This window comes from Litorimonas haliclonae (genome assembly GCF_965138505.1).
Lineage (GTDB): Bacteria > Pseudomonadota > Alphaproteobacteria > Caulobacterales > Maricaulaceae > Litorimonas > Litorimonas haliclonae.
In genome coordinates this window covers 1-12,623 of record NZ_CBCSCO010000003.1, presented here as the reverse complement: position 1 = coordinate 12,623, position 12,623 = coordinate 1, and the positions used below count along the sequence as shown (strand labels likewise).

Annotated in this window: 14 protein-coding genes and 1 other RNA gene; 7 read left to right on the top strand and 8 right to left on the bottom strand. The window is 51.6% G+C overall.

The genetic code is table 11. The features are described from left to right. Nucleotides 1-12 precede the first annotated feature (12 nt). The 3 genes from ssrS to ACNA05_RS07335 form a co-directional block, all read right to left on the bottom strand. A non-coding RNA gene (ssrS, locus tag ACNA05_RS07345) (6S RNA) lies at nucleotides 13-171 on the bottom strand. Nucleotides 172-222: 51 nt separating this feature from the next. After that, nucleotides 223-597 (bottom strand): cell division protein ZapA, encoded by a 375-nt coding sequence (locus ACNA05_RS07340; protein WP_415810791.1) that lies wholly within the window; start codon nucleotides 595-597, stop codon nucleotides 223-225. Further along, nucleotides 594-908, bottom strand: a complete 315-nt coding sequence (locus ACNA05_RS07335) for a DUF4164 family protein (RefSeq protein ID WP_415810790.1) — start codon at nucleotides 906-908, stop codon at nucleotides 594-596. Before ACNA05_RS07335 ends, ACNA05_RS07340 begins: the two co-directional genes overlap by 4 nt. A gap of 152 nt (nucleotides 909-1,060) precedes the next feature. Here ACNA05_RS07335 and gap point away from each other — a divergent pair, with 152 nt between their 5' ends. The 3 genes from gap to ACNA05_RS07320 are packed head-to-tail and all read left to right on the top strand — an operon-like array spanning nucleotide 1,061 to nucleotide 4,322. Further along, the gene (gene gap, locus ACNA05_RS07330) at nucleotides 1,061-2,080 is read left to right on the top strand and encodes a type I glyceraldehyde-3-phosphate dehydrogenase (RefSeq protein WP_415810789.1); all 1,020 of its coding nucleotides are present in this window, start codon (nucleotides 1,061-1,063) and stop codon (nucleotides 2,078-2,080) included. Beyond that, on the top strand, nucleotides 2,080-3,261 hold the full coding sequence (locus ACNA05_RS07325) for a phosphoglycerate kinase (protein WP_415810788.1): 1,182 nt from the start codon (nucleotides 2,080-2,082) through the stop codon (nucleotides 3,259-3,261). Before gap ends, ACNA05_RS07325 begins: the two co-directional genes overlap by 1 nt. Nucleotides 3,262-3,275: 14 nt before the next feature. Continuing rightward, nucleotides 3,276-4,322 carry a class I fructose-bisphosphate aldolase gene (locus ACNA05_RS07320; RefSeq protein ID WP_415810787.1) on the top strand — a complete coding sequence of 349 codons (1,047 nt, stop codon included), beginning with the start codon at nucleotides 3,276-3,278 and terminating at the stop codon, nucleotides 4,320-4,322. 18 nt (nucleotides 4,323-4,340) lie between these two features. Here ACNA05_RS07320 and ACNA05_RS07315 read toward each other — a convergent pair whose 3' ends face one another. Both ACNA05_RS07315 and ACNA05_RS07310 read right to left on the bottom strand, forming a co-directional pair. Next, a complete protein-coding gene (locus tag ACNA05_RS07315; RefSeq protein ID WP_415810786.1) occupies nucleotides 4,341-4,574 on the bottom strand; it encodes a helix-turn-helix domain-containing protein in 234 nt (77 codons plus the stop codon). Further along, nucleotides 4,574-5,146, bottom strand: coding sequence for a DUF2975 domain-containing protein (locus tag ACNA05_RS07310; RefSeq protein ID WP_415810785.1), 573 nt, complete (start codon nucleotides 5,144-5,146; stop codon nucleotides 4,574-4,576). The genes ACNA05_RS07315 and ACNA05_RS07310 overlap by 1 nt, the downstream gene beginning before the upstream one ends. An 88-nt stretch (nucleotides 5,147-5,234) precedes the next feature. Here ACNA05_RS07310 and rdgB point away from each other — a divergent pair, with 88 nt between their 5' ends. Then, nucleotides 5,235-5,876 carry an RdgB/HAM1 family non-canonical purine NTP pyrophosphatase gene (gene rdgB, locus ACNA05_RS07305; protein WP_415810784.1) on the top strand — a complete coding sequence of 214 codons (642 nt, stop codon included), beginning with the start codon at nucleotides 5,235-5,237 and terminating at the stop codon, nucleotides 5,874-5,876. Next, nucleotides 5,866-7,011 (top strand): radical SAM family heme chaperone HemW, encoded by a 1,146-nt coding sequence (gene hemW / locus ACNA05_RS07300; RefSeq protein WP_415810783.1) that lies wholly within the window; start codon nucleotides 5,866-5,868, stop codon nucleotides 7,009-7,011. The genes rdgB and hemW overlap by 11 nt, the downstream gene beginning before the upstream one ends. Here hemW and ACNA05_RS07295 read toward each other — a convergent pair. Next, nucleotides 7,008-8,306, bottom strand: coding sequence for a flavohemoglobin expression-modulating QEGLA motif protein (locus ACNA05_RS07295; RefSeq protein ID WP_415810782.1), 1,299 nt, complete (start codon nucleotides 8,304-8,306; stop codon nucleotides 7,008-7,010). The two genes, hemW and ACNA05_RS07295, sit on opposite strands and share 4 nt — an antisense overlap. Before the next feature lie 98 nt (nucleotides 8,307-8,404). Between ACNA05_RS07295 and ACNA05_RS07290 the strand changes: the two genes are divergently transcribed. Further along, a complete protein-coding gene (locus tag ACNA05_RS07290; protein ID WP_415810781.1) occupies nucleotides 8,405-9,994 on the top strand; it encodes a peptide chain release factor 3 in 1,590 nt (529 codons plus the stop codon). 84 nt (nucleotides 9,995-10,078) lie between these two features. Beyond that, entirely contained in the window at nucleotides 10,079-10,411 is a 333-nt protein-coding gene (locus ACNA05_RS07285) for a hypothetical protein (protein WP_415810779.1), read from the top strand. Between the two features lie 11 nt (nucleotides 10,412-10,422). Here ACNA05_RS07285 and ACNA05_RS07280 read toward each other — a convergent pair whose 3' ends face one another. Beyond that, a complete protein-coding gene (locus ACNA05_RS07280; protein WP_415810778.1) occupies nucleotides 10,423-11,688 on the bottom strand; it encodes a PAN domain-containing protein in 1,266 nt (421 codons plus the stop codon). 68 nt (nucleotides 11,689-11,756) lie between these two features. Continuing rightward, the coding region (locus tag ACNA05_RS07275; protein ID WP_415810776.1) for a hypothetical protein at nucleotides 11,757-12,623 on the bottom strand (867 nt) is incomplete at its 5' end.

Here is a 12,623-nt window from a genome sequence, read left to right as displayed (position 1 = left end):
AAAAGAAGACGTGACGGCCCCACTTAGTCCGTGGCGGCTTAAGAATCCTCGTGAACCAGAAGTTCAAGTGGGCGTCGGAATTAATCAGACCACGATCTGACCAGAGCCAACTCCCGAAGGATAAGTTAAGGTCCGGTGGATTAGTGCCCCTCACGAAACCAGCAGTGACCGTCCACTATAATGTGGGGCCATAACTCTAAAATAACAAGAGGGTAAATGCGGCTATTGCGAGGTCGTTGACGCAATCTTTTCAGCAAGGCGTTCGATGCGGAGAGCGGCGTCGCGAAGGCTGGACGCAGCCTGGGCTTCAGTTTGTTCAACCGCTTGTATAGCCTGAGTATGCTCTTTCTTTATCTCGCCAATTCGCGTTTCGACCCGGTCTTCGACGGAAGTGCCAACATCTTCAATCTCGTCAAGCAGAGTAATTCCCGCCATAACGAGAAGGCGCAAGTCGCCAATCTGGCCGAACTGATTGGCCATGGCATTCACGCGGTCATCCAGTTTTTGTCCAAGGCGCACCAAACGTTCTTGTTCACCTTCTTCGCAGCCCAGGCCATATTTACGGCCATTGATATTGATGCTGACGCGACCTGTCATGATGGCAATCCCTCTAAAGCGACCTGAACCGTTTTAATGACACTGTTGATTTCTTGCGTCGAGTCCTTGGCCACAGCCGCAAATTCCTTTTCACGCGCCGCTATCTTTTTTTCCAAATCCTCTTTCTCGGATTTCACATCATCCAGCTCTGATGCCAATCTCGCCCGGTCTTGGGAAAAGCTCTCCGATTCGCTCGAATCGTCCTTGAGCTGCGAATAGCGGCTCAAAAACGGGTCGATTGCCCCCTCTAGCTTTTTCAGGGCAGATTGCAGCGATTGGGCGGCGGATTTAATGTCAGCGCTGTCATTCATACAATTTCTCGGCTTCACAAAAATTTACACCAGAATGGCGCAAGAATAGCTGTTCAACAAGGATAAATTATTGACTTCACAGTCCCATCTTATCAGAAGCGGGGCGCTTTCCAACCAGCGACAGACTTAATAGATGAAGGAGCGCCGCTGACATGACGACCCGTATCGGAATAAATGGCTTTGGCCGCATTGGCCGCCTCGTAGCCAGAGCTTTGGAAGAATATTCCATTGATGATATTGAACTCGTAGCCATAAACTCTCCTGGCAGCCTGGAGACCTCTTCGCATCTGTTACGTTATGACAGTGTCCATGGCCGTTTCGGCGCCGAAGTTGAAACAGGTGAAGATTGGATGGATTATGGCCGCGGCCGTATCCGCATGACCCATTTCAGAGACCCGGCCGAGATCAATTGGGGCGCTCTGGATGTTGATGTCGTGATGGAATGTACTGGTATTTTCCGCTCTAAGGAATCGGTTCAGCCTCATTTTGAAGCAGGCGCTAAAACAGTTCTGATCTCTGCCCCCGGCAGCGGCGTCGACAAGACCATTGTTTACGGTGTGAATCATGGAGATTTAGGCGCTGAGGACACCGTTGTGTCTTGCGCCTCTTGTACCACGAATTGCCTCGCGCCCATCGCGAAGGTGCTAATGGATTCTGTCGGCATTCGTCGGGGCTTCATGACCACCGTTCATTCCTACACCCAGGATCAACGTATTCTCGATAACTCCCACAAGGACTTGTACCGCGCCCGCGCTGCCGGACTGAACATGATACCAACCAGCACGGGGGCCGCCAAAGCCGTTGGCTTAGTTATTCCTGAATTGTCCGGAAAATTGTCTGGCTCTGCCGTCCGCGTTCCGACAGCAAATGTTTCTATGGTCGACCTCGCGTTCCAACCTGAGATGCACACGTCAGCTGAAGACTTGAACGAAATCATGCGCACCGCGGCTAACGGTGCTATGAAAGGCGTGATTTGCTATTCAGAGAACCCGCTTGTCAGTTCTGATTTGAACCACGACCCAAATTCTGCAACATTCGCCTCACTCCTGACGAAAGTTCTGGATGGCGACCTGGTCAAAGTCATTGCTTGGTATGATAATGAATGGGGATTTGCCAACCGGATGATCGACGTCGCCCGGATTATGGGCAATCAACAGAAAGAGACCGCTTAATGGATTTCCAAAGACTGGAAGACGCAAAACTCAAAGGCAGTACAGCGCTCGTTCGCGTGGACTTCAATGTTCCCCGCGACGAGACTGGCAAAGTCACCGACGACACCCGACTTCAGTCAGCATTACCGACAATCCGAAAGTTACAACACGCGGGCGCCAAAACAATTTTGCTAAGTCACTTCGGCCGTCCTAAGGGTGAGCCAGATCAAGAAAATTCTTTAGAGTTCATCGTCCCCCTCTTATCTAAAGCACTCGACACCAAAGTTAGGTTCGCAAAAGATATCAATCCTAACACAGCCAAAGATTTGGAAGAAGGTGATGTCCTTCTTCTGGAAAACACACGGTTCCACGCGGGCGAAACCAAAGGGAACGTAGCCTTAGCCAAAGACATGGCCGCAATGGGTGATGTCTTTATCATGGACGCGTTTTCCGCAGCGCATCGGGACCACGCCTCCTCTGCTGGCATTGCCGAATTTCTTCCGGCTTTTGCCGGTCTCGCGATGGAGCGCGAGCTTGATCATATCAGCCAAGCCCTGGACGTCCCGAAAACGCCGGTTATGGCGATCGTCGGCGGCGCAAAAGTGTCTACAAAAATCGACCTCCTAAAGAACTTGGTCAACCGGCTGGATACCCTTGTGATCGGCGGCGGCATGGCCAATACGTTTCTTTATGCCCAAGGTTATAATGTCGGTTCCTCTTTGTGCGAGAAAGATCTCAAGGAAACCGCACTTGAAATCCTTTCTAATGCTAAAAAACAAAATTGCGAAATTCTCTTACCCGTCGATTTAGTCGTCGCCAAAGAATTCAAAGCTCATACCGAGTCTCGAGTTTGTGACTTAAGCAGCGTCCAAGCTGATGAAATGATACTCGACGCGGGGCCGGACACCGTCAATGCGATCATCGACGTCATGGACGCCAGCGAAACTTTGATTTGGAACGGCCCCTTAGGCGCTTTCGAGCTTCCACCGTTCAACACATCAACAGTCGAAGCGGCGAAATACGCAGCTAGGATTTGTAAAGCTGGAAAGATTATCGCCGTCGCTGGCGGCGGAGATACCGTCTCTGCTCTAAACCAGGCAGGCGTATCTGACGACTTTACTTTTATCAGCACAGCTGGGGGCGCCTTTCTAGAATGGATGGAGGGCAAGACCCTCCCCGGCGTCGAAATTTTGAGAAAATAAACTGGAGAGCCCTAATGGATCTTGAAGCCCTGAATAAAGTCGCCATCGCGATGGTAGAACCCGGCAAAGGTATCTTAGCTGCCGATGAAAGCACTGGCACAATCGGCAAACGTTTCGCCTCGATTGAAACAGAAAATATTGAAGACAACCGCCGCGACTGGCGCGAAATGTTGTTCCGGACGGAACACGCCATGAAGAAACATATCTCGGGCGTCATCTTATATGATGAAACGATCCGTCAGAGCGCCAAAGACGGAACGAAGCTTGTCGATATTATCAAATCCCATGACGCCATTCCGGGTATTAAAGTCGATGCAGGCACGACTCCTCTTGCGGGACGCCCCGGCGAAACTATCACTCAAGGGCTAGACGGATTGCGCGAGCGCTTAGCCGAATATTATGAATTAGGCGCCCGCTTCGCCAAATGGCGCGCGGTCATCGAAATTTCTCATCCGGATCAATATGTCGGCTCAACGCCGACCCGAGGCGGCATAAAAGCTAACACCCATGCACTTGGCCGCTACGCAGCGCTTTGTCAGGAAGCCAATATCGTCCCGATTGTTGAACCTGAAATACTCATGGGCGGATATCATTCAGTAGAGCGGTGCCACGAAGTCACAGAGAAGACCTTGAATTCTCTCTTTACGGAACTTTATGAGCAAGGCGTCGCGCTTGAAGGCACGATCCTCAAGCCAAATATGGTCGTTGCAGGCAAAAAATGTGCGAATCAGCCGTCTCGCGAAGAAATCGCCGAACGCACAATTAAGGTTCTGAAAGACACAGTTCCAGCCGCCGTTCCGGGTATTGCCTTCCTCTCAGGGGGACAGGACAATGAAGAAGCGACGCGCAATCTCGATATGATGAATAAAATCGGCGGTTTCCCATGGAAACTCACTTATTCCTTCGGGCGCGCTCTGCAACAATCCGCACTCTTTGCGTGGAAGGGAGACTCTGGAAACTACGCTGCTGCTCAAGACGCGTTTAACCACCGCGCGCACATGAATGGATTGGCAAGTAAAGGCGAGTGGACACAAGCCGAAGACGACAAAGTCGCCGCTTAAAAAATTAAAGCTGGCCGCTTACTCGGCGGCCACTTTCCCTTCCTCTTCCTCGGGTTCGTAGACCAGAATATCCGCAGGCTGGCAGTCCAGTTCCCGGCACAGCGCAGACAAAGTTGAAAAGCGAACCGCGCGGGCTTTACCTGTTTTTAGAATCGAAAGATTAGCCAGCGTTATCCCGACCCGCTCAGCGAGCTCGGTTAGGCTCATGCGCCGCTCTAGCAACACGCGATCAAGATTAACACGAATAGTCATCAGATCGTCAGTTCCTGATCCCGGCGCAGGGCGGCCCCGTAACGAAACGCCTCAGCCAAAGTCGCGATAACGAAAACCAGAAACCAAGTCCCAATACGAATGGGAAAGGCCTCATCCTCTCCGGAAACAGAGAGGATAGGAAAGGACACAATTGCCATTCGAAAAACTTCAGTCAAAGCGATCACGACCCACATCCGTCTCAACCGATTTATATTAGCGGGAACGAATGGGTCACCGGCGATTAACGTGTCCACGACTTTGCTGAGCATGTGTAACACCCAAAACCAAGCCCCGGCTATCACGGCCATACCTAAGCACATTGCCGGTAGAATAAAACGGCTTGGACGGTCTTCGCCTCCAATACTTGTATGGAGTTGTTCTTGCAGACTGTCAGAGAACATCATCCAGATGGCGGCTATGACGATAAGAATAGCCGCTATTGCCAGAATAAATCGACCCAGAAATATGATAAATCTAAGTGATTTCGCGATGCGGTGGTTCGACCCGTCGACAGCCTCCAAGTCATAGGCGACGTCATCATTATCGGATGAGGGATTCCTTAGCATGACCATATTGATAATCAATAATTAGAAAAAGACAAGCTAGCAAACACATTCCGATTGGCTTTGATATCATGACTGCACGCGCTATAGGCCTATCATGACTAAGACTCCTCATCGCGATTTGAAATCTCACAAGAGAATCATTGTAGCTTCGCACAATGAAGGCAAAGTGCGCGAAATAAGAGAATTACTGCGTCCGTTCGGGCTTGAAACGCTCAGCGCGGGGGATTTGAACTTGCCTGAACCCGAAGAGACCGAAACCACCTTTGCTGGGAATGCGCGCCTAAAAGCCAAAGCCGCCACGCAAGCCACTGGGCTTCCTGCCCTTTCTGATGATAGCGGCTTAGATGTCACCGCTCTGGACGGGCAGCCTGGAATTTACGCCGCAAGATGGGCTGAGCTTCCCAAAGTTGAGGGCGGAGGTCGGGATTTTGATATGGCCATGTGGCACGTCCATGACAAACTAGGTAAATCTAAAGATAGGTCTGCTCGCTTTGTTTGCGCCCTCTGTCTCACCTTGCCAAACGGAGACGACCATATCTATGAAGGCACAGTCGAAGGCGACATTATTTGGCCTCCGCGGGGCGAAAAGGGATTTGGCTACGATCCGATTTTTGTCGCGACGGGCGACAGACTTACATTCTCAGAAATCGAACCAGACGAAAAACACGAGAAAAGCCATCGCGCTGACGCTTTTGCCAAATTCTTGGCTGATCAATTCCCAGACCATGACGGCTAAACCCTCTCCTCTGGCGATTTACATTCACTGGCCTTACTGCACCCGCATTTGTCCGTATTGTGATTTCAACGTTTATAAGTCCAAGGGCAAAGACATTGACCTGGTTGAAGCTATTCTCGCGGATTTGGAAGGTTGGAGAAAGTGGTCTGGGCCACGACAACTAAACTCCATTCATTTCGGGGGTGGCACACCTTCCCTCTTAACCCCTGAAGAAATTCTTAGAATCATAGACAAAATCGAGTACCTATGGGGGTTGCCGAACGGAACGGAAGTCGCCCTAGAAGCCAACCCGATTGACGCGAATGCAAAAAAGTGGAGCGGATATCGCGACGCCGGAATTAACCGCCTCTCCTTAGGCGTTCAGACCTTTCATAAATCAGCCTTAGAAATTCTGGGGCGAGATCACAATTCTAAGCAGGCTTTGTCTGCCCTCAATTTGGCGACGTCTATATTTCCTTCGGTTTCGGCTGATTTAATCTTTGGCTGGGCAGATCAAACCTTGACGGATTTGAATACGGATATTGAGAAAGTTCTTGAATCGGGTGTGAACCATGTCTCAACCTACCAGCTCACAATTGAACCGGGAACGGCGTTCGCAAAAGCCGAAACAAGAGGCCAAGTTCGAGCCGTCGAAGCGGATGTGAGTGCAGATTTCTTTGAAGTCATAATGGATCGTTTGCAACGAGCAGGCTTTGCCCACTACGAAGTCTCCAACTTTGCTAAAACAGGGCACAAATCGGGTCACAATCTCGCTTATTGGCGCGGTTATGACTATGTTGGTGTAGGCCCGGGCGCTCATGGAAGGTTGGTTATAGACGGGAAGAAAGTCTCGACAATCGCGGCTCTGACACCTGCGCAGTATTGGGCATCGGTATCAGAAACTGGAATGGGAATTTTTGAGAAAGAAACGTTGTCCGCCGAAGAGTGGTCAGAAGAATATATTTTGATGGGGCTGCGGACTGATGAAGGTGTTTCCCTCTCTAAATATTCCGAAATCCGGGGAAAGGACATGGAGGAAAGCCGTTTTGCACCCCTCATAGAAGAAGACTTTTTATCCCTTGATGGCAACTTCCTCAAGGCCACGCGAAAGGGCCGGTTTCTTTTGAATTCCGTAACTGACGCGCTTTTAGTTTAGGGCTCCACTTTTCCATCCGTAAAGTCCCAAACGACCGGCACGTCGTCGAGCTCTTGTTCGTAATAGGTCTGAAAACCCGGCATTTTTACTTGGTTTAGAAACGAAGAATAAGCCATATAGCTGACCAAGAACCGCAAATCCTTCACCCAAGGCGGCATGAAAAGCGGCGGTGTCAAACGATCGCTACTAGCCAATTGCGCCAATGCCGGCACGTCTTCAATGTCCATTTTGCCAGAGAAGAGCACGCGGATAAGATCTGCGCGGTTTAACTTTACCACAGTTCTCATAAAATTATGTACCCGCAATAGCCCATTGAGGTACACCATATCTTTAGTGAAAGGGGCGCCGCCCTTTATGAGTCCCCCGCGGAAAATTCTGCGTGTGTTCTCATAGCTTTGTGAGGGATCGTCATTTCGTTCAACAAAGAAATCGAAAACCTCTTTAAAGTCCGCCCCTTGAACCGCCATTTCAATGGCAAGCACCCGTCCGGAAAGACGCCCAAACCGCCGAGGGTCCATTGTCCCTGTTATGATTTCGGCGAAGACCGCTAGTCCTTCCTGAATCTCAGTCGTACCTGCATGAGAGCGACCGAGAATTTTAAAATGCTCTTGGTTCTGTCCGTTCATCCCCGTCGCAGAGTGGATAAGCGCTTCGTGGTGCAGGAGCTGATCGACATCTCTATGAGTAAAGGTGGCGTCCCGCCGAACACGGATCCGGCTGGAACTCGCGGCAGCTTTTGCAGAGAGCGTTGGCGAGATCACGACTGAAGGCGCATCAGCGCCGAAATGTTTCTTCAACCTAGGACGAAGCGACTTAGCGAATTGTTTCGACGTTAAATACTCCTCAAACCCTTCAACGACCAGGTTATCAAAATTCAAATCCGCCAAAGTGTGGTCAAGGTGTTTCGCCAAGTCCAAAACCCGGGTTTTCTTATCAAGCATTAAACGTGTAGGACGCCCAAACAATTCACTGGAGTAATGGAAGAACTGCGGCGTTCCGCGAGTTTCGATGAGGCTCGCCGTATTCTCCATTGTCGTACAAAGACGGTCTAACCATTGGAAAATTACATGATCAGAGTCACAAAGCGCCCTGGCCTGCGCGACCATGTCCCGAGGCTCGGAAACATCAATTCTCCGGTACCGCGGCGACGGAAGCTTTCCACTTTCGAAAAAACGTTTTTTATGCCGACTATCCCAGTTCACAGATTTCAGAACATTCATCGCAATTGACGCTTCGTTCAGATATCCGGCCGCTTCGACAGCCCGGTCAAAATATTTTTGTTTCAGTTTTGACATTCGTTGTTCGTCGCAAAGGCGGATAAGAAAGTAAAGCATCCTGTAAGTTCAGCCTCTCGCCGCTTGCGCTTCTCGCGGTAGAGCCTTATGCCGCGTCCATGTCCAATGCCTTACAAACAGAGCCTAAGAAACGCCGCGTCTTTGCAATCATCTCTCACCCGGATGCGGGTAAGACGACGCTAACGGAAAACATGCTTTTCTCCGCAGGCGCGATCCACCAAGCTGGTCAAGTCGCAGCAAGGGGACAAGCCCGGCGAACGCAGTCCGACTGGATGAAGATCGAGCAAGAACGCGGGATTTCCGTCTCGTCCTCTGTCATGACGTTTGAACATGCCGACCTCATTTTCAACCTGCTCGATACGCCCGGGCATGAGGACTTCTCCGAAGATACATACCGGACTCTGACGGCCGCGGATTGCGCCGTCATGGTGCTCGATGTGGCCAAAGGTATTGAGCCGCAAACTCTTAAACTTTTCGAAGTTTGCCGTCTCCGCGATATTCCGATTGTCACCTTCATCAATAAACTTGACCGCGAAGGTCAGGACCCGTTTGAGCTCCTCTCAGAAATCCAAGACAAGCTCGCACTCGACGTTGTTCCCATGCAGTGGCCCGCCGCGTCCGGCCGCAGGTTCAAAGGTATTGCCGATTTACGCACCGGCGAGTTTTTGAAGTTTGTCAAAAAAGAAGACGGCGGCGAACACAGCTTAACCCGTATGGATGGAAACTCGCTTGCAGACCATTTCGACGATGAAGCCCTTCTAGAAGAGTTTCGCGAGGAACAAGAACTGGCCAAGGAATATGGCGAGTTCAACATACAGTCTTTCCGCGAGGGGCATATGACCCCCGTCTATTTCGGGTCTGCACTGCGAAGGTTCGGCGTTCTTCAATTGATTGACGCTTTGGCGGAATTTGCGCCTGCCCCTCAGCCCGAGAAAGCCAAAAAAGCCGGACAGATGGTAGAGATTGAACCCACGGACAAAGGCGTCGCCGGCTTTGTGTTTAAAGTTCAAGCGAATATGGATCTGAACCATCGTGACCGGGTGGCATTTCTGCGCATGTGCTCCGGAGAATTTAAGCGCGGAATGAAGCTGAAAACAGCCGAAAACAAAACCATCTCTGTTCACAATCCTATTCTATTCTTTGCCCAAGACCGCGAACTCGCGGAGAACGCTTATGCAGGAGATGTTATCGGCATTCCCAATCACGGCGCGCTTCGGGTCGGGGATAGCCTATCGGAATCCGGCAAGATAAAATTTGCCGGCATTCCCAATTTTGCTCCTGAAATTCTACGCCGCGCGCGGCTCGCTGATCCGCTTAAAGCCAAACATCTTCGCAAAGCACTCGAAAGCCTGGCTGAAGAAGGCGTTACCCAGCTCTTTAAGCCCGATATCGGCGCTGATGTCATCGTTGGCGCTGTCGGGTCGCTGCAGATCGATGTGATGCGCGAGCGGATCAAGACCGAATACGGTCTGGATGTGACGTTTGAAGCCCCCATGTATCAGACCGCGAGATGGGTCGTCTCGGATGATGAAGAAACCCTGAAGGCCTTTATCGACAAAAACAGTTCCAATATGGGAACAGACCTCGACGGGGCCCCTGTTTTCCTTGCAAAATCGGCCTGGGATGTCGGATATGCGCAAGATAAAAACCCCAAAATTCGTTTCTTGACGACCAAAGAACGGGCCTAATCGGAAAGAAAATTAACCGAAAAATCAAAATTGGAACAAAACTTGCTTGAACTATGCTAAACTAGAAGCCCAAGCGAGCGACCTATGATGTCCACCTTAGTTCCATCTCTGATTATGTTCTCCATAACGGTATTCGTCGTCACGCTTTTTTTCGTGCCTCCCACCATATTCAAAAGATCAAATAAGCTCGTTAATTTTTATTGGATGGGGTTTTGGCTGTTTCTAGCTTCAATCACATCAATTGCCGGAGCTCAAAACACGCTGATGCTCTTGGATTACAATGCGGACGCTTTTGCCAATGCAGCCTTATATTCAGTGACGACTTGCTTTGTCTTTTTCGTCTGTTTTGCTTGGTTTCGCCTGTCTTCGGCAGCGCTCTGGCACGGCATCAAAAAAATCCGCACTCGTTTTTCCTGAACGCAACCTCTCTAATTCGGCCCGCCTGCCAGAGCCGACTGCTCAACGGTTCCGCTAATTCGGGACGACATGGTCGGGATAGGCGCGTTCGGATCGACGGGCACTGTCGCCCCTGAATTTGGCACTTGAACATCATCATTTAGTTTCCCGAACAAGCTCTGTTGCGCCTGCTCTGCACTTAAACCTTGTGCCAAATTGCGCGCTTGAGAAGGCGCGCCATTGGAATTCGAACGGACAGACCCCGTTTGAGTCGATCCATAGGTCACAGGGTCATTTGCAGACCTGCGAACCATGGCTTGCTGCCGAACATTTGGCTGTTGTCTTGTCTGTTGAGGCGCGGCGTTAGGAGCATAACCGCTTTGAGGCGGATAAGGTTGACCTTGCGAGGCAGCCCGATTTTGTGCGGGCAGTTGACCTGGAAGCCCAGCCTGAAGCGGAGATCTATACGCCATCTGAGGAGAAACAGATCTCTGCATGGACGGCCCTTGTTGACGCCGCCTTCCTGTCCGTTCTGCCATGACAGGTTGCCCTTCCTCGGCCTGCGTCGGAGGATAAGGTTGAGCATATGCTGAGCGTTCCGCCTGCGGCATCGGGTTTTGAGGAGGGTAAGCCTGTCCGCCAGAATTATACGGGTGCGGCGATTGCGGGTTAGACATTTGGGAATTTGGCATTGGCGCGCGCTGCGGCGCCGCGCGGTCGCCTAGGTCATATTTAAATGTTTGCGGCATGGACGCGACTCTAGCCTGCTGAGGGCTCGAGGAGTCGACGGCCCTCATACTTTCGGGCTGAGCTCTAACGACTCCTGAATTGCCCCCTGAGATGACGCTTTGGCGGTTTGTCGAAGCGGGCTGAGTTGGCGATTGCAAAGGTACTGACTCTCTGACAATTCGGCGGTGCGGCGAAGAAGACGTGATTTGCTTAGATGACTGCGGTTGCGTCTGTGGCTGCGTCCCTACACGAATTGTATTTGTGCCACCCGGCACAACGCCTTGGCGGTAAGCCCGGCTCTGGTTTGACCCGCTAATGGAAATAGCGCTGGCGACAGGCGGAACGTCATTGGCATTAAATTCACATACGCCCGACGCATTCGGGTTGGCTTTAACGTAATTCCAGCTACGGCACTGAGCGTCGCCGGCGCAGTGACTTTTGCAGACATCTGCGCCGGGGGCCATGACGCTCTGATAGGGGTTTCCGGGGCGATATTGTCCAAGGTCAGCCGCCTGCGCTGCGCCGGCCATTAAAAGTGTGGCCGAAGAAACGATTAGAAATTTGCGCATAATTACCCCCAAAATGATTCTAGGCTAAGTGTCGTTAATAGGTGTTAGCTTTTGGTTAACCGTGTTTGTTAAGGCCTGAGGTTATTGTTGGAACGCGAAAGCGCTCCGCCAAGGGGCGCTTGGCGGAGGGTGACATTTGGGGAGCCTCGGATGCGGGGCGGCGCGCGGGAGGCGTATGGTTTCCCCTCATTTTCTTGGCCTTTGTCATCCCGGCCTTGAGCCGGGATCCTTTTGGGGGCAACGATTGGAATATTGTCGTTTCGGGCGGGCGGAAAGACGGTAGGCCCTCTGCAATATCGTCTCTGTTGCGAGGTCAATGACCCCGGATCGGTGTCCGGGGTGACAAGGTTTGAAAGCGTTTCCTCTTCCCTCTCCCTCTCCTCCATAGCTGGCCGCACTTCCGCCGCCGCTCTGAACTCCTCCGGCCAGACGGTGATCGGTGTCCTTATGCCAGTAAAATCCGCCATCGGTCTGGGATCAAAGTCATACTCGTAATCATAATATTGCGGATGTTCATTGATCGGATTTTTCAAACGGGTTTGCGGCGGCAGTCTGAACCAGCCGTCAAAGTCCATCCGGCAGGGGTCACGCAAAATACGCGGATGGATATTGGCTTTCATCAATTCCCGCATTCGGGCGCGGCGCTCGAGCTCCTCTTCCTCCGGAGCGGGATGGTTAGGCGGCTTATAGGTTTTATTTGGGGGAACGACCTCCAAAGCCTCTTGGCGATATGTCCAGAGCCGAAGTCGACTCCAACCGCCCAGCTCAGATATCACCCTCTCCCGCCAATCGGAGCGCAGAAGCATGGCCATTTTCTGGCGGCTTCGGAAATGGGCCTGCGAGGCCTGTATCATCCCGCGGACATGCCGCCGTAATTGGCGGGCAAGAGCAAGGGCAGCGTCCGGATGAATAATCGCGGCGAGGAGCTGCGCACA

Excerpts from the sequence above, each read along its gene's own strand:
- ACNA05_RS07340 (WP_415810791.1), bottom strand. The coding sequence starts at position 597 with ATGACAGGTCGCGTCAGCATCAATATCAATGGCCGTAAATATGGCCTG.
- ACNA05_RS07335 (WP_415810790.1), bottom strand. The coding sequence starts at position 908 with ATGAATGACAGCGCTGACATTAAATCCGCCGCCCAATCGCTGCAATCT.
- gap (WP_415810789.1), top strand. The coding sequence starts at position 1,061 with ATGACGACCCGTATCGGAATAAATGGCTTTGGCCGCATTGGCCGCCTC.
- ACNA05_RS07325 (WP_415810788.1), top strand. The coding sequence starts at position 2,080 with ATGGATTTCCAAAGACTGGAAGACGCAAAACTCAAAGGCAGTACAGCG.
- ACNA05_RS07320 (WP_415810787.1), top strand. The coding sequence starts at position 3,276 with ATGGATCTTGAAGCCCTGAATAAAGTCGCCATCGCGATGGTAGAACCC.
- ACNA05_RS07315 (WP_415810786.1), bottom strand. The coding sequence starts at position 4,574 with ATGACTATTCGTGTTAATCTTGATCGCGTGTTGCTAGAGCGGCGCATG.
- ACNA05_RS07310 (WP_415810785.1), bottom strand. The coding sequence starts at position 5,146 with ATGGTCATGCTAAGGAATCCCTCATCCGATAATGATGACGTCGCCTAT.
- rdgB (WP_415810784.1), top strand. The coding sequence starts at position 5,235 with ATGACTAAGACTCCTCATCGCGATTTGAAATCTCACAAGAGAATCATT.
- hemW (WP_415810783.1), top strand. The coding sequence starts at position 5,866 with ATGACGGCTAAACCCTCTCCTCTGGCGATTTACATTCACTGGCCTTAC.
- ACNA05_RS07295 (WP_415810782.1), bottom strand. The coding sequence starts at position 8,306 with ATGTCAAAACTGAAACAAAAATATTTTGACCGGGCTGTCGAAGCGGCC.
- ACNA05_RS07290 (WP_415810781.1), top strand. The coding sequence starts at position 8,405 with ATGTCCAATGCCTTACAAACAGAGCCTAAGAAACGCCGCGTCTTTGCA.
- ACNA05_RS07285 (WP_415810779.1), top strand. The coding sequence starts at position 10,079 with ATGATGTCCACCTTAGTTCCATCTCTGATTATGTTCTCCATAACGGTA.
- ACNA05_RS07280 (WP_415810778.1), bottom strand. The coding sequence starts at position 11,688 with ATGCGCAAATTTCTAATCGTTTCTTCGGCCACACTTTTAATGGCCGGC.